The 19,447-nt window shown below is 73.3% G+C and carries 21 protein-coding genes; 14 read left to right on the top strand and 7 right to left on the bottom strand.

Annotated features, from left to right (window positions below; all coding sequences use genetic code 11):
* The first annotated feature begins 19 nt into the window (after positions 1-19).
* The 3 genes from ACFFHC_RS04310 to ACFFHC_RS04320 are packed head-to-tail and all read left to right on the top strand — an operon-like array spanning position 20 to position 2,891.
* Positions 20-1,030 (top strand): FecCD family ABC transporter permease, encoded by a 1,011-nt coding sequence (locus ACFFHC_RS04310; protein WP_070704206.1) that lies wholly within the window; start codon positions 20-22, stop codon positions 1,028-1,030.
* Complete coding sequence (locus tag ACFFHC_RS04315) at positions 1,027-2,058, top strand: FecCD family ABC transporter permease (RefSeq protein WP_101849942.1); 1,032 nt, start codon at positions 1,027-1,029, stop codon at positions 2,056-2,058. Before ACFFHC_RS04310 ends, ACFFHC_RS04315 begins: the two co-directional genes overlap by 4 nt.
* Before the next feature lie 44 nt (positions 2,059-2,102).
* Positions 2,103-2,891, top strand: coding sequence for an ABC transporter ATP-binding protein (locus tag ACFFHC_RS04320; protein ID WP_070704209.1), 789 nt, complete (start codon positions 2,103-2,105; stop codon positions 2,889-2,891).
* A gap of 68 nt (positions 2,892-2,959) precedes the next feature.
* Here the strand turns inward: ACFFHC_RS04320 and ACFFHC_RS04325 are convergent, their stop codons facing one another.
* From ACFFHC_RS04325 to ACFFHC_RS04340, 4 genes are all read right to left on the bottom strand, one after another.
* Positions 2,960-3,655: a Maf family protein gene (locus tag ACFFHC_RS04325; RefSeq protein WP_070704159.1), complete on the bottom strand. Its 696-nt coding sequence runs from the start codon at positions 3,653-3,655 to the stop codon at positions 2,960-2,962.
* Between the two features lie 30 nt (positions 3,656-3,685).
* A complete protein-coding gene (locus ACFFHC_RS04330; protein ID WP_070704162.1) occupies positions 3,686-4,024 on the bottom strand; it encodes a cupin domain-containing protein in 339 nt (112 codons plus the stop codon).
* Between the two features lie 69 nt (positions 4,025-4,093).
* Positions 4,094-4,504, bottom strand: coding sequence for an SRPBCC family protein (locus tag ACFFHC_RS04335; RefSeq protein ID WP_181443105.1), 411 nt, complete (start codon positions 4,502-4,504; stop codon positions 4,094-4,096).
* 68 nt (positions 4,505-4,572) lie between these two features.
* Positions 4,573-6,291: a DUF885 domain-containing protein gene (locus ACFFHC_RS04340; RefSeq protein WP_379803332.1), complete on the bottom strand. Its 1,719-nt coding sequence runs from the start codon at positions 6,289-6,291 to the stop codon at positions 4,573-4,575.
* A 101-nt stretch (positions 6,292-6,392) separates the two neighbouring features.
* On the opposite strand from ACFFHC_RS04340, the gene ACFFHC_RS04345 reads away from it, so the two are divergent.
* A complete protein-coding gene (locus ACFFHC_RS04345) occupies positions 6,393-7,049 on the top strand; it encodes an MOSC domain-containing protein (RefSeq protein ID WP_070704171.1) in 657 nt (218 codons plus the stop codon).
* Between the two features lie 492 nt (positions 7,050-7,541).
* Positions 7,542-8,126 (top strand): DUF559 domain-containing protein, encoded by a 585-nt coding sequence (locus tag ACFFHC_RS04350; RefSeq protein ID WP_141494313.1) that lies wholly within the window; start codon positions 7,542-7,544, stop codon positions 8,124-8,126.
* A 143-nt stretch (positions 8,127-8,269) separates the two neighbouring features.
* Here ACFFHC_RS04350 and ACFFHC_RS04355 read toward each other — a convergent pair whose 3' ends face one another.
* Complete coding sequence (locus tag ACFFHC_RS04355; RefSeq protein ID WP_238329882.1) at positions 8,270-8,563, bottom strand: acyl-CoA carboxylase subunit epsilon; 294 nt, start codon at positions 8,561-8,563, stop codon at positions 8,270-8,272.
* Entirely contained in the window at positions 8,560-10,173 is a 1,614-nt protein-coding gene (locus tag ACFFHC_RS04360) for an acyl-CoA carboxylase subunit beta (RefSeq protein ID WP_070704179.1), read from the bottom strand. The genes ACFFHC_RS04355 and ACFFHC_RS04360 overlap by 4 nt, the downstream gene beginning before the upstream one ends.
* Before the next feature lie 23 nt (positions 10,174-10,196).
* Between ACFFHC_RS04360 and ACFFHC_RS04365 the strand changes: the two genes are divergently transcribed.
* Genes ACFFHC_RS04365 through ACFFHC_RS04385 form a run of 5 tightly spaced genes read left to right on the top strand, consistent with a single transcriptional unit; the run spans position 10,197 to position 15,013 of the window.
* Positions 10,197-11,183, top strand: coding sequence for a biotin--[acetyl-CoA-carboxylase] ligase (locus ACFFHC_RS04365; protein ID WP_070704182.1), 987 nt, complete (start codon positions 10,197-10,199; stop codon positions 11,181-11,183).
* A gap of 51 nt (positions 11,184-11,234) precedes the next feature.
* Entirely contained in the window at positions 11,235-12,449 is a 1,215-nt protein-coding gene (locus tag ACFFHC_RS04370) for an adenylate/guanylate cyclase domain-containing protein (protein WP_070704185.1), read from the top strand.
* Complete coding sequence (locus ACFFHC_RS04375; RefSeq protein WP_070704188.1) at positions 12,442-13,254, top strand: enoyl-CoA hydratase/isomerase family protein; 813 nt, start codon at positions 12,442-12,444, stop codon at positions 13,252-13,254. The genes ACFFHC_RS04370 and ACFFHC_RS04375 overlap by 8 nt, the downstream gene beginning before the upstream one ends.
* A complete protein-coding gene (locus ACFFHC_RS04380) occupies positions 13,251-13,970 on the top strand; it encodes a response regulator transcription factor (protein ID WP_256374417.1) in 720 nt (239 codons plus the stop codon). The genes ACFFHC_RS04375 and ACFFHC_RS04380 overlap by 4 nt, the downstream gene beginning before the upstream one ends.
* Complete coding sequence (locus tag ACFFHC_RS04385) at positions 13,967-15,013, top strand: sensor histidine kinase (RefSeq protein ID WP_083323471.1); 1,047 nt, start codon at positions 13,967-13,969, stop codon at positions 15,011-15,013. Before ACFFHC_RS04380 ends, ACFFHC_RS04385 begins: the two co-directional genes overlap by 4 nt.
* 72 nt (positions 15,014-15,085) lie before the next feature.
* Here the strand turns inward: ACFFHC_RS04385 and ACFFHC_RS04390 are convergent, their stop codons facing one another.
* Positions 15,086-15,730 (bottom strand): GtrA family protein, encoded by a 645-nt coding sequence (locus ACFFHC_RS04390; RefSeq protein ID WP_070704191.1) that lies wholly within the window; start codon positions 15,728-15,730, stop codon positions 15,086-15,088.
* Between the two features lie 64 nt (positions 15,731-15,794).
* Between ACFFHC_RS04390 and ACFFHC_RS04395 the strand changes: the two genes are divergently transcribed.
* The 4 genes from ACFFHC_RS04395 to ACFFHC_RS04410 all read left to right on the top strand — a co-directional run bounded on the left by ACFFHC_RS04395 (position 15,795) and on the right by ACFFHC_RS04410 (position 19,438).
* The gene (locus ACFFHC_RS04395) at positions 15,795-17,012 is read left to right on the top strand and encodes a 5-(carboxyamino)imidazole ribonucleotide synthase (RefSeq protein WP_070704194.1); all 1,218 of its coding nucleotides are present in this window, start codon (positions 15,795-15,797) and stop codon (positions 17,010-17,012) included.
* A complete protein-coding gene (gene purE, locus ACFFHC_RS04400) occupies positions 17,009-17,584 on the top strand; it encodes a 5-(carboxyamino)imidazole ribonucleotide mutase (RefSeq protein WP_070704197.1) in 576 nt (191 codons plus the stop codon). Before ACFFHC_RS04395 ends, purE begins: the two co-directional genes overlap by 4 nt.
* Complete coding sequence (locus ACFFHC_RS04405) at positions 17,581-18,153, top strand: NYN domain-containing protein (RefSeq protein ID WP_070704200.1); 573 nt, start codon at positions 17,581-17,583, stop codon at positions 18,151-18,153. Before purE ends, ACFFHC_RS04405 begins: the two co-directional genes overlap by 4 nt.
* A 115-nt stretch (positions 18,154-18,268) precedes the next feature.
* Positions 18,269-19,438 (top strand): acyl-CoA dehydrogenase family protein, encoded by a 1,170-nt coding sequence (locus ACFFHC_RS04410; protein WP_070704203.1) that lies wholly within the window; start codon positions 18,269-18,271, stop codon positions 19,436-19,438.
* Positions 19,439-19,447: the final 9 nt, after the last annotated feature.

The raw sequence follows: 19,447 nt of genomic DNA on the forward strand, positions 1-19,447 counted from the left end.
CGTCGCCCACCCGTCCGTCGTGACGGCGCTGGCGCGGGTGCGCCGCCTGCGTGGACTCGTGCTGCTGGTCATGGTCGCGGTGCTGCTGGTGACGGCGTGGATGTCGGTCGCCATCGGCTCGCGCTCGGTCGGACTGGACGACGTCTGGGCCGGCATCACCGGCGACGTCGACGGCTTCGACCAGGCCGCGGTGGCCAAGCGGGTGCCACGCACCGCGCTGGCGATGGTGGCCGGTGCCGCCCTGGCGGTCTCCGGTCTGGTGATGCAGGCGGTCACCCGCAACCCGCTCGCCGACCCCGGCATCCTGGGGGTCAACGCCGGCGCTTCCCTGGCGGTGGCCGTCGGCATCGCCTGGTTCGGGCTCACCCAGCCCACATCGTTCATCTGGGTGGCCATCGCCGGTGCGGCCGTCACCGCCGTGACCGTCTACGTCATCGGCTCGATGGGGAGGGGCGGCCCGACCCCGCTCAAGCTGGCCCTGGCCGGTGCGGCGTTCACCGTGGCCCTGACAGCGATGGTCTCGGCCGTGGTGCTGCCGCGCCAGGACATCGGCCTCAACGTGGTCTCGTGGCAGATCGGCGGCGTGGGCGGCGCCACGGAGGCCGTGCTGCTGCACGTGCTGCCCTTCCTGGCTGTGGGCTTCGTGGTCGTCTGGGCAGTCAGCCGGGGGCTGAACCTGCTGGGGCTCGGCGACGAGGTGGCGGCCAGCCTGGGCGAGCGCGTGTGGATCACCCGCGTTGTGGCCAGCGCGGCCGCCGTGGTGCTGTGCGGTGCGACCACCGCCGTGGCCGGCCCCATCGGGTTCGTGGGCCTGGTCGTCCCGCACTTCTTCCGCCTGCTCATCGGCATCGACCACCGCTGGCTCGTACCCTTCAGCGCCCTGGGCGGTGCCGTGCTGCTCACTGCGAGCGACGTGCTGGGGCGAGTGGTCACCCCGCCGGCCGAGCTCGACGTGGGCATCATCACCGCGCTGGTGGGGGCGCCGTTCTTCATCGCCATCGTGCGACGCAACAAGGTGAGGGAGCTGTGAGCACCACCGAGGAGCTGGTCCGGTCCGGACGCCGTGCCCGGCAACTGCGCTGGGCGGGCAGCACGCTCGCGCTGGGCGTCGTGGTCGTGGCGTTGGTGGGCGTGAGCCTGACGCTCGGCGACCCCGCCTACTCCTTGGGAGAGGTGTGGGCGGTCGCCACCGGCGATGACGCGGGTGGGGCCGAGTTCATCGTCGGCGAGCTCCGCATGCCCCGGGTGGCCATGGCGACCGTTGCCGGCGTCGCGTTCGGGCTCTCCGGCGCCACCTTCCAGACCATCCTTCGCAACCCTCTGGCGAGCCCCGACGTCGTCGGCATCACCGCCGGGGCGAGCGCTGCGGCGGCCATCGGCATCATCTCGATGGGATGGACCGACACCCGGGTCTCGGTCATGGCGGTCCTGGCGGGCCTGGGCGTGGCCGCGGTGGTCTACCTGCTCTCGTGGCGGGGAGGTCTGCACGGCACGCGCCTGGTGCTCATCGGCATCGGCGCGGCCGCCATGTTGCAGAGCGTGGTGGCCATCCAGCTGGAGAAGGCGCAGCGGGCCCAGCTGGCCGAGGCCCTGCGCTGGCTGACCGGCACCCTGAACGGTGCCACCTGGGCCTCGGTGGTGCTGCCCGCGGCTGCGGTCGTGGTGCTGGGCACCGTTCTGCTGGCCAACGCGCGGGAGATCAGCATCGGGCAGCTGGGCGATGACGCCGCGACTGCCCTGGGAGTGCGCGTGGAGCGCAGCCGGATGCTCGCGATCCTGTCCGCGGTGACGCTCATCTGCATCGCCACGGCGGCCACCGGCCCCATCGCCTTCGTGGCCTTCCTGGCCGGTCCCATCGCCGCACGCGTGGTGGGACCGAACGGCTCGGTGCTCCTGCCGGCCGCGCTCACGGGCGCGGCACTGGTGCTGGGCGCCGACTGGGTGGGGCAGAACCTCACCCCCTTCCGCTACCCGGTGGGAGTGGTGACCGGCGTGCTCGGCGCCCCCTACCTGCTGTACCTCATCATCCGCACCAACCGCACTGGAGGCAGCCTGTGACCGTCTCGGAGACCCCCGGCACGGCCGTCCGCGAGGACGACGTCCTGCAGGTGCACGAGCTGTCGCTCGGGTACCAGGACCACGTGGTGGTCCAGGACCTCACCCTGGGCCTCCCGGAGGGGAGGGTGACGGTCATCGTCGGACCCAACGCCTGCGGCAAGTCCACCCTGCTGCGTTCCATGTCCCGGTTGCTCAGGCCGCGCAACGGACAGGTGCTGCTGGAGGGCGAGCACGTGCACCGCATGCCCGCCAAGCAGCTCGCCCGGCGGCTGGGCCTGCTCCCGCAGTCGCCGGTCACCCCTGAGGGCATCACCGTCGGTGACCTCGTGGGGCGGGGCCGTCACCCGCACCAGCGGATGTTCGCGCGGTGGAGCCGCGAGGACGACCGAGCCGTGGCGCAGGCGCTGGAGGCGACAGAGGTGACGGCGCTGGCCGACCGTCCGGTGGACGAGCTCTCGGGCGGCCAGCGCCAGCGGGCGTGGATCGCGATGGCGCTGGCCCAGGAGACGGGCGTGCTGCTGCTCGACGAGCCCACCACCTACCTGGACGTGCGCCACCAAGTGGAGGTGCTGGACCTCCTCACCGATCTCAACCAGCGCAAGGGCACCACCGTGGTGATGGTGCTGCACGACCTCAACCTGGCCGCGCGCTATGCCGACCACCTCATCGCGCTGGCGGGGGGCAGGCTCGTGGCCGCCGGCAGCCCGCAGGAGGTCATGACGCCCGCGGTGATCTACGAGGTCTTCGGCATCGACAGCCAGGTGGTCACGGACCCGGTGGCGGGGACGCCGCTGATGGTCCCCATCGGACGCCACCACCGGCCCGGGGCCTGAGCGGGTTCGATCCAGCGACGACGAGGGCGGCGCGGACAGGTGCCCGCGCCACCCTCGTGCGTGGGGTCTCAGCCCCAGAACTCGTGGACGCCGAGCCCGGCCTCGCCCAGCAGGTCGCGGAGCACCGGCATCGAGAGGCCCTGCACCCCGCTGGGGTCCCCCTCGACACGGGTGATGAACGCCGCGGCGCGCCCCTCCAGCGTGAACGCCCCCGCCACGTGCAGCGGCTCCCCGGTGGCCACGTAGGCGTCGACCTCCTCGTCGGTGACGTCGGCGAAGTGCAGGGTCGTGGACGACACCCCGCCCAGGGTGGCGCCGGAGCCGGCCTCGCCGTCGGGGTCGGTGTCACGCAGGTCCACCAGCCAGTGGCCCGAGTGGAGCACGCCGGTGCGCCCCCGCATCGCCCGCCAGCGCTCGGCGGCCACCTCGGGCGTGCCCGGCTTGCCGAACACCCGCCCGTCCACCTCCAGCACCGAGTCGCAGCCGACCACCACCCACGCGTCCGCGTCGTCCTCCACCTGGGGCACCACGGCCTCGCACTTGGCCTGGGCCAGCAGCAGCGCCACCTCCTCGGGGGCCAGCGCCTCGCCGCGGACCTGCTCCGCCCGGGCCAGGACGGCGTCCTCGTCCACCCCGGAGACCTCCACCCGGGCCTCGATGCCGGCCGCGGCCAGCAGCGCGCGACGTGAGGCGGACTGGCTGGCGAGCACCAGACGGTGGCCGGGGGTGACGTCGGGGGAGGGGGCCTCAGGGGTGTGGGTCATGCCCCGAGGCTAGTGGGCCGTGGGTAGCCCTCAGGCACCGATGTGCATGGTGAGCACGAAATGCGTCGGCTCCTCCGCGAGGACGGCGTGCTCCACCATCCGCGGCAGGTTGACCACGTCACCGGCCACCATCTCGTGGTCCTCACCGTGCACCGTGAACCGCATCCGTCCGGCCACCACGGTGATGCTGATGCGGTGGGCGGCCTTGTGCTCGGCCAGCTCGGTGCCGGCGTCCATGGCGAAGCAGACGGTGCGCACGTGGTCGTCGGAGACCACGGTTGTGCCGCGCACCTTCCCTTCGTGGATCGGGGCGCCGGCGATCACACCGGTGGCGACGGGAAGTTCGGCGGAGGTGGGGTGTGCGCTCATGCGGCCACGGTAGACCCGCCCGTCGCCGGTATCCCGCTGAGTCACCGGATGCTGCCGGCCCACCCAAGCTCAGGCGCCGGCGGCCAGCGCTGCGGCCCGGTGCAGGTCCGCCCGGATGGCGGGCACCGCCGTGAGGGTCAGCAGCCGGCCCAGCCCCAGCGGCCCGTGGACGACGAACCGCGGCACGGCCTGCGAACCTGCGCCGTGGGGCAGGAGGTCCAGCCGCAGCCAGGCGCGGAACGCCCCGAAGCGGCCCTCCTCGACCCAGTGGGTCGGGCGCTCGGCGACGGTCAACCGCATCGACGGGGTGATGCCCGGCACCACGGTGACGTCCCGCCAGGTGGTGCCGGACGAGGCCACCGGGCCGCCCCCGGCGGGGCGCACGGCATCGACCCGGCGCAGGGAGGACTGCCACTCCGGGCGGCGGCGCGGGTCGACCAGCAGGTCGTAGAACGCGTCGGGCGGCGCAGGGCAGGGCACGGGCCGTCCGGTGACGGTGCCGGCGGGCGGGAGCCCCCTCGCCCCGCGCCCACCGTCGGGGGAGCGACTCATGCGCCGCGGAGCACCGCCTCGCGCAGGGTGTCCAGGCCCATGCCGCCCAGGTCCAGCGCCCGGCGGTGGAAGGCCTTGAGATCGAACTCCTCACCGCGGGCCTCGGCACGCGCGCGGCACTCGTCGCGCAGCTCCAGCCACAGGCGCTCGCCGATCTTGTAGCTCGGCGCCTGGCCCGGCCAGCCCATGTAGCGGTCCAGTTCGAAGCGCAGGAAGCCCTCCTCCATGTTCACGTAGTGGGTGAGGAAGGCCCACGCCTTGTCGTAGTCCCACTGGCCGCCGCCCACCAGCTCGGGGGCCTCGAAGCCGCAGTGGAAGCCGATGTCGAGCACCACGCGGGCGGCGCGCAGCACCTGACCGTCGAGCAGACCCATGCGGTTGCCCGGGTCGTCCATCCAGCCCAGGTCGGCCATGAGCCACTCGGAGTACAGCGCCCACCCCTCGCCGTGCCCGGAGGTCCACGCGGCCAGTCGGCGCCAGCCGTTGAGCAGCTCCTTGCGGTACACCGTCTGCGCCACCTGCAGGTGGTGGCCCGGCACGCCCTCGGGGTAGACGGTCGTCAGCTCGCGCCAGGCGGAGAACTCCGTGACGCCCTTGGGCACCGACCACCACATCCGCCCCGGGCGGGAGAAGTCGTCGGACGGGCCGGTGTAGTAGATGCCGCCGGTCTCGGTGGGGGCGATCATGCACTCGATGGTGCGCACCGGCTCGGGGATGTCGAAGTGCACGCCGCTGAACTTCTCGATCACCTCGTCGGCCTTGCCCTGCATCCACTGCTGGAGGGCGTCCTTGCCGTGCAGCTGGTAGGCCGGGTCGGCGTCGAGCACGGCCACGGCCTCCTTGACCGTGGCGCCGGGCTTGATCTGCTCGGCGGTCTCGCGCATCAGCCCGTCGATGCGGGCCAGCTCGGCCTGCCCCCAGGCGTAGGTCTCCTCCAGGTCCACCTCGGCGCCCAGGAAGTAGCGGGAGTGCAAGCGGTAGGCCTCGATGCCGCAGGCGTCCTCCTCGCGCGCGGTGGGCAGCACCTCCTCGGTCAAGCGGCGACCGGCGGCGGCGTAGGCATCCTTGGCGGCGCGGGCGTTGGTCTCCAGCAGCTCGCGGACGTCGGCGGGCAGGTCGGAGCCGTCCTCGAGGCGGGCGTCGCGCGCGAAGGCGTCGAAGAAGCCGCCGTCAGCGGAGTTGTCCTCGCACTGACCGATGCAGGCGCGCACCTGCCGCTGTGCGGGCACCTTGCCGGCCTCGCGGGCGTGGGCCAGGGAGGCGAACCAGCCGTCCAGCGCGCCCTCCACGGCGCCGAGGCGCTGGGCGATGGTGCGCCACTGCTCGGCGGTGTCGGTGGCCATGAGGTCGAACACGTCGCGGAAGCCCTGCAGCGGGGAGGCGATGTTGTTCAGCGCCCCGTGCGGGATGAGCGCCTCGTGCATCTCCAGCTCCAGGCCGAGGCGCTCGCGCATGGCCTCCAGGGTCACGCGGTCGGTCTCGTCCACCGGCTCGGCGGCGTCGAGCTTCGCGAGCGTGTCGCGCACCAGCTCGGCCTGCTTCGCGAGGCCCGCGGGGGAGACGTCGTCGAGACGCGTCTCGTCGCCGGGCACACCGAGGTAGGTGGCGGCGGTGGGGGAGAGGGCCACCTCGGCGGCCAGGTGGGCGTCGGCGATGGCGTCGATCGCCGTCCTCTCGCGGGCGGGGGCGGTCTGGGGTGCAGTGTCCTGGGTCACAGGCGGACGGTACCCCGCCGGGCGGGCGCGCGTCAGCCACTTTCCCGCGGCTCGGCACCCGGCCCGCCGCGTGGCGGGTCCACCGCGGCTACCGTGCGCGCATGGACCCGCACGTGCTCTCCACCAACCTGGCCCACCCGCAGCCGGACCCGGGCGGTGCCGACCGGGTGAGCGGCATCGACAAGCGGCCGGTGGGGGAGCTGGAGCTGTTCACGCCGGGGCCGGCCTACGGCGACGGGCCGGGCGTGCGCGGCGACGTGGTGGGCGACAGCCAACATCACGGCGGGGCGCAGAAGGCGGTGTACGCCTATGCCCGCGAGGAGCTCGACCACTGGGAGGGCGAGCTGGGACGGGAGCTCGCCTGCGGGGCGTTCGGGGAGAACCTGACCACGACCGGCATCGACCTGGAGGCGCTCGTGGTCAACCAGCCGCTGCGCATCGGCACGGCACTGCTGGAGGTGTCGGTCCCGCGCCGGCCATGCCGCACCTTCGCCGCGTGGCTCGACGAACGGGGCTGGCTCAAGCGGTTCACCGCGCGGGGGCGGTGCGGCACCTACCTGCGCGTGGTGGAGCCGGGCGTGGTGCGGGCGGGGGACCGCATCGAGCTGGGCCGGGCCCCGGTGCACGGCGTGACGATGCGGACCGCCTTCGCCGGCGCGATGGGGGACCTCGAGGCCTCCCGTGCCCTGGTGGAGGCCGCCTGCCTGCCGTCGATGTACCACCAGCGCCACGTGGAGGCCCTGGCCCGCCGCGGCTGAGGGGCGTCTGCCCCTCCCTGGCCGCCCTCCTCTGGCCACCGTGGGCAACCGGTTGACCTCGCGACAGTCGTGGGGTCAACCGGTTGCCCACGGTTGGCTGCGTGGGGTCACGGCTGTGGATGACGAGTGCCCTGAGGCGGACGGATCAGCCAGCATCCGGCCATGGACAGAGCGTCGTTCAAGGCATACCGGACCACTCGGGGCCATCGCGTGACCACGCCGGAAGGCCGCGTCACAAGCCGGGTGGCGCTGCAGGACGCGGGGGCCTGGAGCCCGACCCAGGGCCTTCTGGTCACCTCGGCCACACGGTGCCATGAGGTTGCCCGGGCTGTGCTCGAGGTGCTGCCGGCCCACTGCGTGCTCAGCCACGTGACGGCCGCTCGGCTCCACGGACTCCCGCTGCCGAGCATGTGGACACCGCACGAGCCCGTTCACGTCAGCGTGGAGCCCCCGCTCACCCCGCCCCGTCGTCGCGGTGTGAAGGGGCATCGGGTGAGGGGCCTGACGGTGGCTGAGGTGGGCGAGACGCGCTGCACCTCGCTCGCCCAGACGTGGGCGCAGATGGCGGTCGTGCTCGGGGAGGCGGACCACGTGGCCCTGACGGACGCGGTCCTCGGGCGGCGCTGCCCGGTGGAGGGCCTCGTCACCCCGGACCTCCTGGCGAGCAGGCTGCGGGCCGGGAGCAAGGGCAACTCCCGGGCCCTGCGCGCCCTCGCGCAGGCCGATGCCGGAGCCGCCTCCGCACCGGAGAGCCGCCTGCGGCTCCTCGTGCTCACATGGGGAGTGCCGGCGCCGGCGGTGAATGCGCCCGTCCTCGACGTCGACGGCCAATGGTTGGCCACCGGCGACCTGGTGTGGCGCGACCAGCGCGTGGTCCTGGAGTACGAGGGCGACCACCACCGCACCGACCGCCGGCAGTGGCAGCACGACATCTCGAGGACCCGGCTGCTGGAGGTTGCCGGGTGGGCGGTCATCCGCGCCACGGCTCGAGACCTCCGACGCCCCGCGCAGCTGCGCGAGGCACTCCTCGTGGCGCTGGCCCGTGGCCGAGCCGATGGGGAACGGCGAGATCGTTGAACGGTCAGGTGGCGTGGGACCACCTCAGGCGACTGTGGGCAACCGGTTGACCCCATGACAGTCACGGGGTCAACCGGTTGCCCACAGTCGGCGTTGGCGCGCTCCAGAGGTGAACCGGTTGCGCCGTCGGGTGCCGCCGGGTCTCAGCGGGGGAGGCCGGAGGCCCGCCAGGCGCCCGGTCCGGCAACCACGGCACCGCGGACCCCGGAACCCGGCACGCCCCAGCGATTGGTGCGCTCCACGGCCGGGGCCTCGCCACCACCGAGGGCGGAGAACACCACCGTCAGGGCGGCCACCTCCTCGGCCGAGGCGTCCGCCGGCAGCGTGACCACGGGCTCACCGGCCGTGCCAGCCGCGTCCGCAGCCGCAGTCGAAGCCGCGTCCTCCATGCCGGGGACCGCAGACGCGTCCCCGGCCTCCCGCGTCGCCGGGCTCACAGCGGGATGTTCCCGTGCTTCTTGGCCGGCAGCGTCTCGCGCTTGGTGCGCAACGCCCGCAGGGCCTTGGCCACCTCGGCGCGGGTGTCCGCCGGGCGGATCACCGCGTCCACGTAGCCGCGCTCGGCCGCGATCCACGGGTTGGCCAGCGTCTCCTCGTACTCCGCGATCCGCTTGGCGCGCTCGGCCTCCATCGCCTCCGGGCCGCCCTCGGCCTCGGCGGCCGCCAGCTGCTTGCGGTACAGGATGTTGGCCGCCCCCTGCGCGCCCATCACGGCGATCTGCGCGGTGGGCCACGCGAAGTTCACGTCCGCACCCAGGTGCTTGGATCCCATCACGTCGTACGCGCCGCCGTAGGCCTTGCGCGTGATGACGGTGACCAGCGGCACCGTGGCCTCGGCATAGGCGTACAGCAGCTTGGCACCGCGGCGGATGATGCCGCCGAACTCCTGGTCGGTGCCGGGCAGGAAGCCGGGCACGTCCACGAGCGTCAGCACCGGGATGTTGAACGCGTCGCACATGCGCACGAAGCGGGCGGCCTTCTCGCTGGCGTCGATGTTCAGCGTGCCGGCGAACTGCATCGGCTGGTTGGCCACCACGCCCACCGAGCGGCCCTCCACACGCCCGAAGCCGCAGATGATGTTGGCCGCGAACAGCTCCTGCACCTGCAGGAAGTCGCCGTCGTCCACGATCGACTCGATGACGGTGAGCATGTCGTAGGGCATGTTCGCCGAGTCCGGGACGAGCGTGTCGAGCGCCTCGTCCACGTCGGCCGTGGCGTCCTCGGCCTCGAAGACCGGCGCCTCGTCGAGGTTGTTCTGCGGCAGGTAGGCCATGAGCTCGCGCACGTACTCGAGCGCGTCGGCCTCGTCGCTGGCCATGTAGTGGGCCACGCCGCTCACCGAGTTGTGGGTGCGGGCACCGCCGAGGTCCTCGAAGGTCACGTCCTCACCGGTGACGGTCTTGATGACGTCCGGCCCGGTGATGAACATGTGGCTGGTCTGGTCCACCATCACCACGATGTCGGTGATGGCCGGCGAGTACACGGCGCCACCGGCGCAGGGGCCCATGACCAGCGAGATCTGCGGGATGACGCCCGAGGCGTGCACGTTGCGGCGGAAGATCTCGGCGTACAGGCCAAGGGCCACCACGCCCTCCTGGATGCGGGCGCCGCCGGAGTCGTTGATGCCCACCACGGGGCAGCCGATCTTCAGCGCCAGGTCCATGACCTTGACGATCTTCTCGCCGAAGACCTCGCCGAGGGAGCCGCCGAAGACGGTGAAGTCCTGGGCGAACACGCACACGGTGCGGCCGTCCACGGTGCCGTAGCCGGTCACCACGCCGTCGCCGTAGGGGCGGTTCTTCTGCTGCCCGAAGTTGGTGGACCGGTGGCGGGCGAACTCGTCGAGCTCCACGAAGGAGCCCTCGTCCAGGAAGGCGTCGATGCGCTCGCGGGCGGTCTTCTTGCCCTTGGCGTGCTGCTTCTCGACGGCGCGCTCGGAGCCGGCGTGCAGGGCCTCGGCCCGGCGGCGCTCGAACTCGGCCAGTCGCCCGGCGGTGGTGGTCAGGTCGATCTCGGGCTCGCTGCCCGCGGATCCGTGCTCGGTCATGCGCGCCACCCTAACGTTGGCCTGTGACCCACCTCTCGCACACCGACCACAGCCCTGCCCCCCAGGACTTGGAGGACCCCCACAGCCGCCTCGACCTGCCGGCGGTGCGCGGCGCCCTGCGCGCCCTGGCCGCGGACCGCGGCCCGGTCCACGACCCGGTGGGCCGCGCGCTGTCCGACCTCGCCGACGGTCTCGTGCACCACGCCAGCCTCCCCAGCACGCAACCGCTGGCCCTGGCCGACGGCACCCCTTGGCGCGCGGTCTCCACCGACCACCAGACCGCCGGCCGGGGACGGCTGGGGCGCGGTTGGGAGAACCCGCCGGGCTCCGGCATCGCGGTCTCGGTGGTGCTGCCCCTGACCGGCGGGGTCGATGCCGTGGACCTCGCTCTGGCGGCCAGTCGCACGCCGCGCTGGGGGCAGGTGCCGCTCTGCGTGGGGGCGGCGGTCCACGAGGCGCTGGCGGCCCTGGGTCTGCCGACGGGGGTGAAGTGGCCCAACGACGTGCTCTCGCGGACCTCCGGGCGCAAGCTCGCCGGCATCCTGTGCCAGGTGGGGGAGGGCGGCCGCTCGGTGGTGGCCGGCATCGGCCTCAACGTGTGGCCCACCGCGGGGCTGTCGGCCGAGGCCGCGGGGCGCTCGGCGAGCGTCTGCGACGAGCTCCGTGCCGTCCACGGCCCCGGCTGGGTGCCCCCGGCAGACCTCCGCGAGCAGGTGCTCACCGGGGTGCTCCACCGGCTGGCCGTGTGGCACGCGGCCTGGCTGGCCGAGGGGGTCTCCCCCGAGCTGGCGGACGCCGAGCACGGCCCGCTCACCGACCGGTTGGCCGCGGTGAGCGCCACCCTCGGCCAGGAGGTGGACCTGCACCTGCCCGGCGGTGAGCTCGTCCGGGGCACGGCGACCGGTCTGGCGCCCTCGGGCGGGCTGCTCGTGGAGGTCGCCGGGGAGCCGGGGGAGGGGCCGCGCGAGTTCCAGGCGGCGGACGTGGTCCACCTCCGCCCCGCGACGTGACCCACGTGACACCATGTACCGGTCCAGGTCGATGACGGGAGGAGGAGCCCCATGGAGCGCATGCGCGACGTGCGACCCGTGCACGGCGAGCAGCCCTTCCTGAACCACTCGCTCCCCTCGGCGCTGCCCCCGCACCGGCCCGCGGAGGTCGCGGACCCGCCCGCGCGCACCATGGACGCCATCGCCGAGCGCATCATCGGGCGCCGGCGCACGATGCGGCGTGGCGAGGTGGCCCGGCACGCGGGCGTCCCGCTGCGCGTGGCACGCCGTTTCTGGCGGGCCCTGGGCTTCCAGAACGCCCGCGCCGAGGACACCGTCTTCAGCAATGCCGACCTCGAGGCCCTCACGGTGGCCCGGCGGCTGCTGGGCCGCTACGAGATCGACGAGGACGTGCTCATCAGCCTGATGCGCGGCATCGGGACCACCACCGAGCGGCTGGCCACCTGGCAGGTGGAGGTGGTGGCCGAGCGCCTGCAGGACGCGGAGCGCTACCGCCGGGAGCCCCGCCGCGAGCTGGGCGCCTGGGACCACCCGGACGCCTCCGTGGTGGCCGACGGCACCGAGGGCCTGGCCGAGCGCGTGACCCCGGAGGTCGCCGAGGCCACCGGTGTGGTGCTGGCCGACCTGGCCGACGACCTGGAGCGCCTCGTGGGCTACACCTGGCGCCGCCACCTCACGGCCTCGCTCTCGACGCTCTTCGCCGACGCGAGCTCCGAGCTGGCCGCCGGCGTGAACCGCTCGGTGGGCTTCGCCGACATGGTCTCGTTCTCCGAGCGCGTGGCCCGCTCCAGCGACGTGGAGATCGCCCGCCTGGTGACGCGCTTCGAGGAGCTCGTCGTCGACGTGGTGCGCCGCTACCGGGGGCGCGTGGTCAAGACCATCGGCGACGAGGTGCTCTACCAGGCGCTGGACCCCCGCTCGGCGGTGCTCATCGCCCACGACCTCGTGCGCGCCGCCAACGAGGACCCGATGCTGCCGCCCCTGCGGGTGGGTGTCGCCACGGGGAGGGTGTTGCTCCGCCTCGGCGACGTCTACGGTGACACCGTCAACCGCGCCGCCCGCCTCACCACGAACGCCGCGGCCGGGACGGTGCTGACCGACCCCGAGACCGCGGGGGCCCTGGCGCACGACCCGGCCTGGCGCTTCGCGGTACTGGAGCCGCGGACGTTGCACGGCATCGGCCCGGTGACGCCGCACCACCTGTTGTCCGTCCCTCCCGGTGCCTCGGCCCGGGGCCACCTCACGTTTGGAGAGAGCCATGAGTGATCCGTCGACCCCGGACCGCCCGGAGGACTGGGTCCGCATCGAGCGGCACGGCGAGGACGGTGAGGTGGCCGAGCTGGTGCTGGCCCGCACCGGCGCCATGAACGCCATCTCCACCGAGATGGCCCGCCGCATCAGCGCCGCCACCGACGAGCTGGCCGCCAGCGACGTGCGCTGCGTGGTGGTCACCTCCGCCCACGAGAAGGCCTTCTGCGTGGGGGCGGACCTCAAGGAGCGCAACTCCTTCACCGACGCCGACCTCATGGAGCAGCGCCCGGTCACCCAGCGCGCCTACGGCGGGGTGCTGGACCTGCCGATGCCGACCATCGCCGCCGTCGACGGGTTCGCCCTGGGCGGTGGCCTGGAGATCGCGCTCTCCTGCGACGTCCTGGTGGCCGGCGAGGGCGCCCTGCTGGGTCTGCCCGAGGTGTCCGTGGGCGTCATCCCCGGCGGGGGCGGCACCCAGCTGCTGACCCGCCGCATCGGGTGGAGCCGCGCCGCGCGCGCCATCTTCACCGCGGCCAAGTACCCGGCCCCGGAGGCCGCAGAGATCGGCATCGTCGACGAGCTGGTCCTGGCCGGTTCCGCCCGCGAGAAGGCCCTGGAGATGGCCGCGACCATCGGCCGCAACTCCCCGGTGGGCCTGCGCAACGCCAAGCGCGCGATGCGCCTGGGCAGCGACGTGGACCTGCGCACCGGCCTGCAGGTGGAGGACGCCTGCTGGCGCGCCACCGCCTTCTCCGGTGACCGCGCCGAGGGCGTGGCCGCCTTCGCCGAGAAGCGCGCACCGAAGTGGCCGGGCAAGTGAGCGAGAGCACCGTCCACGAGACGGGTGAGCCGCTGGTCGCGATCCTCGCCGAGGACGACGAGGACATCGCGCAGCCGCTGGCGCGCGCCATGCGGCGCGAGGGATTCGACGTGACCGTCGTGGCCGACGGGCCGAGCGCTCTCATGACCGCCCGACAGGGGTGCACCCTGCTGGTGCTCGACATCGGCCTGCCGCGCATGGACGGCCTGGAGGTGTGCCGCCGCCTGCGCGCGGAGGGCCACACCTTCCCGGTGCTCATGCTCACCGCCCGCGCGGGCGAGATCGACACCGTCGTGGGCCTGGACGCCGGCGCCGACGACTACGTGACCAAGCCCTTCCGCCTGGCCGAGTTCCACGCCCGGGTCCGGGCCCTGCTGCGTCGCCGTGCCCCGCACGAGACCGGCCTGGACGGCGCGGACTCCGATGACGGCCTGCGCATCGACTCCTCCGCCCGCCGCGTGTGGGTGGACGGCGAGGAGGTCACCCTCACCGCCAAGGAGTTCGACCTGCTCCACATCCTGGTTCGCGACCGCGGCCGGGTGGTGAGCCGTGACCAGCTCATGCGTGAGGCCTGGCAGACCGACTGGGTGGGGTCCACCAAGACCTTGGACATGCACGTCTCGGGCCTGCGCAAGAAGCTCGGCGACGACCCCAACGCCCCGCGCTTCGTGGCGACGGTCCGTGGGGTGGGCTTCCGGCTGGTCACCGAGGAGTGAAGGCCCTCGCGCAGGTGACCCTGCGCCGCCTGTGGACCGACGTGGTCCACCGGGCGGTGCGGGTGGCGCAGCTCAGCGCCCTGTTCCCCCTGCTGGTGGCCGTGGGGCTGGGCATCTGGGCCACCCTCGACCTGCCCGGGCCCCCGCTGTGGGCCTGGCTCGGGGTGCCGCTGGCGGTGCTGGCCGGGCTGCGCCTGACCACGCTGTTCAACGCCCGCCGCGTGCACGAGGCGCTGGACGGGCCGGAGGCCACCATCGACGCCCTGGCCCGCCGCATCCCGGGCATGGGCACCGGTGAGAGCACCCGCGCCCGCCCGGAGCCCACCGGCATCGCGGAGATCGACGACCTGGCCGATGCCGTGCAGCGCCGCGCGGTGCACCTCACCCGGATGGTCACCTCCCAGCGCCGACTGGCCGGTGACGCCGCCCACCAGCTGCGCACGCCGCTCTCGGCGCTCACCATCCGCCTCGACGAGCTGGCCCTGGCCGAGTCGGCCGAGGAGGCCCGCGAGGTGGCCGAGGAGGCGCACACCCAGGTGGAGCGCCTCACCGCCGTGGTGGAGGAGATGCTGGAGACCGCCGCCAACTCGGCGCTGGCCACCATGGACATCCTCTCGCTGGACGAGGTGATCGCCGCCCAGCAGCGGGAGTGGCAGCCGCTGTTCAGCGAGCAGCGCCGGGGGATGCGGGTGACGGGCACCTTCGGGCTGCACGTGGCCTGCCCGCAGGGGGTGCTCTCCCAGGTGCTCTCCACCCTCATCGAGAACTCGCTCACCTACGGCGAGGGCATCATCACCCTGCACATCGAGCACAACGGCCCGTCCGTCCAGCTGGTGATGAGCGACGAGGGGCCCGGCATCAAGCCGGAGATCGCCGACCTCATCTTCGAGCGCGACGTGACCGCCGGGGGCGGCACCGGGCGCGGCCTGGCCCTGGCGCGGCAGATCATCACCGCGGTGGGGGGCCGCCTGGAACTGCTCGACGAGCGGCACGCCACCTTCGGGGTGTTCCTCTCCGAGCCGGCGGAGTCACCCACCCGCTGAACGCCGCAGGCGCCCTCCGTCGATGGGGGCAGGGCGCCTGCGTGCGCGTCGCGGGGTGCGGAGGCCGCGGTGTCACGCCGCGGTGCCGACCTGCTGGTGGTCGGGGTCCTCGTGGTGGCCGGAGTCGCTCCGGTGGCCGGAAGCGTCGTGGTGGTCGACCTCCTCGTGCACGCCGTAGGGGCGCACCACCGACTCGGGGTCGTCGTCCTCGTCGTACGGCTCCAGCTCGTCGCCGAGCTCCTCGGTGAACACGAAGGTGCGGTAGGCCCAGAACCGGAAGAGCGTGCCGAGCACCAGGCCCACGCCGTTGCCGGAGATGTTGTCGGCCAGCTGCGAGCGGAAGTCCAGGACGTAGTGGCTGAACCAGAGGCAGGCCAGCGCGATGAGCAGGCCGAGCACGTTGAAGACGACGAACAGCAGCGCCTCACGGCCGACGTCGGCGCGGCGGGCGTGGCGGAAGGTCCAGTAGCGGTTGCCCAGCCAGGCGAAGGCCGTGGCCGCGGCGGTGGCGACGACCTTGCTCGTGAGGGGGTGGTCGCCCAGGACGCCCTCGGCGGCGGCGTCGGTGGAGAGCACGGGGCCGTACATGAGCAGGTTGTACAGGCCGGCGTCGATGACGAACGCGAGGAGGCCGATCACCCCGAACTTGCTCGCCTCGCGGGTGAGCACCCCCAGGGCGCGGCGCAGTCCGGTGGTCTGGTGGTGCTCGCTGGTCATTGGGCACACGGTACGCGCGCGAGCGGCCGCGGCCGCTCCGACGCACGGTGGATATCCTCCGGGTGTGACAGACGCCTCCCCCCTCCTCGTCAACCGTCCGCAGGTCCCCACCGGGGCGCCCGTCGTGGGCATCGTCGGCGGCGGCCAGCTGGCCCGCATGTGCGCCGGTCCCGCCACCGAGCTCGGCCTGGGGGTGGTGGTGCTGGCCGAGTCCACCGACGCCGCGGCCGCGCAGGTCTTCCCGCAGGCGCCGCTGGGGCGCGCCGACGACCTGGAGGCGCTGCGCGAGCTGGCCCGCGTGTGCGACGTGGTGACCTTCGACCACGAGCACGTGCCCGCCGACGTGCTGGCCGTGCTGCAGGACGAGGGCGTGGCCCTCCACCCGGCGCCGGACGCCCTCCTGCACGCCCAGGACAAGGTGGTGATGCGCCGCGCCCTCTCGGAGGCCGGCCTGCCGGTGCCCCGCTGGGCCGAGGTGACCAGCACGGCCGCGCTGGAGGAGTTCGCCGCCGGTGAGTGGCCGGTGGTGCTCAAGACGCCGCGGGGCGGTTACGACGGCAAGGGCGTGATGCTCGTGGACGGCCCCGCCGACCTGGAGCGCGCCGCCGCGTGGTTCGACCGCGCCGAGGGGGCTGCGTTGCTCGCCGAGCAGGCCGTGGCCTTCCGCCGCGAGCTCGCGGTGATGGTGGCGCGCACGCCCTCGGGGGAGGTCCGCTCGTGGCCGGTGGTCCACACCGTGCAGGAGCAGGGCATCTGCACCCGCGTGGAGGCCCCCGCGTCCGAGGTGGACCGGGCGCTGGCCGATGACGTGCGCCGTACCGCCGAGCAGCTCGCCGAGCAGCTGGGCGTCACCGGCGTGATGGCCGTGGAGGTCTTCGAGACCGGGGCCCCCACCGAGGAGGACCGCGGCTGGGTGGTCAACGAGCTCGCCATGCGCCCGCACAACTCCGGCCACTGGACCCAGGACGGGTCCACCACCGACCAGTTCGAGCAGCACCTGCGGGCCGTGCTCGACATGCCCCTGGGTGAGACCGCCCCGCGCAGCACCTGGACCGTCATGGCCAACGTCCTGGGCGGCGCCGCCGAGGACCTGCACGCCGCCTCGCGCCGCGTCATGGCCGGTGACGCCGCCGCCCGCATCCACCTGTACGGCAAGGAGGTGCGCCCCGGGCGCAAGGTCGGGCACGTCACCGTGTGCGGTGACGACCTGGACGACCTGCGCCGGCGCGCCGAGACCGCCCGGGCCCTGCTGGAGGGCACCGACGAAGGAGAGACCGCATGAGCCACCTGCGCACCAGCGCCCCCGCCGATGTGAGCATCGTCATGGGCTCCGACAGCGACTGGCCCGTCATGGAGGCGGCCGCGGCGGCCCTGGAGGAGCTGGGGGTGAGTCACACCGTGCAGGTGGTGTCGGCGCACCGCATGCCCACCGAGATGATCGAGCACGGGCGCACGGCCGCCGATGCGGGGTACCGCGTCATCATCGCCGGCGCCGGGGGAGCGGCCCACCTGCCGGGCATGCTCGCCAGCACCACCCCGCTGCCCGTCATCGGCGTGCCGGTGCCCCTGAAGCACCTCGACGGCATGGACTCGCTGCTGAGCATCGTGCAGATGCCGGCCGGCGTGCCGGTGGCCACGGTGTCGGTGGGCGGCGCGCGCAACGCCGGCCTGCTCGCCGCGCAGATCCTGGCCGCGGGCACCGACGAGGAGTCCCTCGCCCTGCGCCAGCGGATGGTGGAGTTCCAGTCCTCGCTGCGCGACGCGGCCCACGCCAAGGGCGAGGCGCTGGCCCGTAGGCTGCAGGGGCAGGGCGAACCCGCCCCGTCCACACCGACCGCCGAGGACCCGCGATGAACCCCGCCGCCCCCGAGCGCACCACCTACCTCCTCGTCGACGGCGAGAACATCGACGCCACCCTGGGCAACTGCCTGGGCCGCCGCCCCCAGCCCGACGAGCGCCCCCGGTGGGAGCGCCTGCTGACCCACATGCAGCAGGCCTGGGCCCAGCCGGTGCAGGGCCTGTTCTTCCTGGCCGCCAGCACCGAGCACCTGCCGATGAACTTCGTGCAGGCCCTCATGGCTATCGGCTACAAGCCGATCCCGCTGTCCGGTGGGCCGGACGAGAAGGTCGTCGACATCGCCATCCAGCGCACGCTGGACGCGCTCGCCGAGCGCTCCGACGACGTGGTGCTGGTGAGCCACGACGGCGACTTCCTGCCGCAGATGACGCGCCTGCTCGACGACGAGGACCGCCGCCTGGGCCTCATGGGCTTCCGCGAGTACCGCAACGCGGGCTTCGTGGAGCTCGAGGAGCAGGGCATGGAGACCTTCGACCTCGAGTACGAGGTGCACGCCTTCAACGCGCGCCTGCCGCGCATGCGCATCATCCCGATCCACGAGTTCGACCCGCTCGAGTTCCTCTGAGCCGGGCCGTGAGCGCGAGGGCGGCGGCACCCTGCACGGGGTGTCGCCGCCCTCGTGCGTGCCCGGGAGTGACGGGGGTCACGAGGCAGGTGGGGCCGCGCCGTACGATGGCCCGGTGAGCGACTTCGACCTGTACACGCCCAGCGACTTCCACGAGACGGTCCGTGAGGCCATCCGCCCGCTCGTGCGCGACAAGATCGCGCCCGCCGCCGCAGAGGTGGATGCGACCGGCGAGTTCCCGCAGGTCGCCTACGACGCGCTGCGCGAGACGATGTTCCACGCCCCCCACATCCCGGAGGACTACGAGGGCCTGGGGGCCGACGCGCTGGCCACCTGCATCGTCATCGAGGAGGTGGCGCGCGGCTGTGCCTCGAGCTCCCTCATCCCGGCCGTGAACAAGCTGGGCACCATGCCGCTGATCCTCGCCGGCAGCGAGGAGGTCAAGCAGAAGTACCTGCCGCCGGTGGCCGCCGGGGAGGCGATGTTCTCCTACGGGCTCTCCGAGGCCGGGGCGGGCTCGGACACCGCGGGCATGCGCTGCACCGCCACCGAGCAGTCCGACGGCAGCTTCGTGCTCAACGGCCAGAAGTCCTGGATCACCAACGCCGGGGTCTCGGAGTACTACACGGTCATGGCCGTCACCGAGCCGGACGGCCCCCGCGGTCGCAACGTCACCGCCTTCGTGGTGGAGAAGGACGACGAGGGCTTCTCCTTCGGCGAGCCGGAGAGCAAGCTCGGCATCAAGGGCTCGCCCACCCGCGAGCTGCTCTTCGAGAACTGCGTCATCCCGGCCGACCGGATGGTGGGCGAGCGGGGCCAGGGCCTGAAGATCGCCCTGCAGACGCTCGACCACACCCGCGTGACCATCGGCGCCCAGGCCCTCGGCATCGCGCAGGGCGCCCTCGACGCCGCGCTGGCGTACGTCAAGGAGCGCGAGCAGTTCGGTCAGCCGATCGCCGACTTCCAGGGCGTGCAGTTCATGCTCGCCGACATGGGCATGAAGCTCGAGGCGGCCCGCCAGCTGGTGTACAACGCGGCCGCCAAGTCGGAGCGCAACGACCCGGGCCTGACCTACTTCGGTGCCGCGGCCAAGTGCTTCGCCTCCGACGTGGCCATGGAGGTCACCACCGACGCGGTGCAGCTCTTCGGCGGCTACGGCTACACCAAGGACTTCCCCGTGGAGCGCATGATGCGCGACGCCAAGATCACCCAGATCTACGAGGGGACCAACCAGGTGCAGCGCATGGTGATGGCGCGCCAGCTGCTCAAGGGCCTGCCCGGCTGAGACCGGCCA

Source organism: Kytococcus schroeteri (assembly GCF_042433515.1).
In the GTDB taxonomy this organism is placed as follows: Bacteria; Actinomycetota; Actinomycetes; order Actinomycetales; family Dermatophilaceae; genus Kytococcus; species Kytococcus schroeteri.

What these genes read in the sequence shown, in the direction of transcription:
- ACFFHC_RS04325 (WP_070704159.1), bottom strand. Translation starts at nt 3,655, where the DNA reads ATGACCCACACCCCTGAGGCCCCCTCCCCCGACGTCACCCCCGGCCAC.
- ACFFHC_RS04345 (WP_070704171.1), top strand. Translation starts at nt 6,393, where the DNA reads ATGGACCCGCACGTGCTCTCCACCAACCTGGCCCACCCGCAGCCGGAC.
- ACFFHC_RS04375 (WP_070704188.1), top strand. Translation starts at nt 12,442, where the DNA reads ATGAGTGATCCGTCGACCCCGGACCGCCCGGAGGACTGGGTCCGCATC.
- ACFFHC_RS04330 (WP_070704162.1), bottom strand. Translation starts at nt 4,024, where the DNA reads ATGAGCGCACACCCCACCTCCGCCGAACTTCCCGTCGCCACCGGTGTG.
- purE (WP_070704197.1), top strand. Translation starts at nt 17,009, where the DNA reads ATGAGCCACCTGCGCACCAGCGCCCCCGCCGATGTGAGCATCGTCATG.
- ACFFHC_RS04390 (WP_070704191.1), bottom strand. Translation starts at nt 15,730, where the DNA reads ATGACCAGCGAGCACCACCAGACCACCGGACTGCGCCGCGCCCTGGGG.
- ACFFHC_RS04405 (WP_070704200.1), top strand. Translation starts at nt 17,581, where the DNA reads ATGAACCCCGCCGCCCCCGAGCGCACCACCTACCTCCTCGTCGACGGC.
- ACFFHC_RS04370 (WP_070704185.1), top strand. Translation starts at nt 11,235, where the DNA reads ATGGAGCGCATGCGCGACGTGCGACCCGTGCACGGCGAGCAGCCCTTC.
- ACFFHC_RS04360 (WP_070704179.1), bottom strand. Translation starts at nt 10,173, where the DNA reads ATGACCGAGCACGGATCCGCGGGCAGCGAGCCCGAGATCGACCTGACC.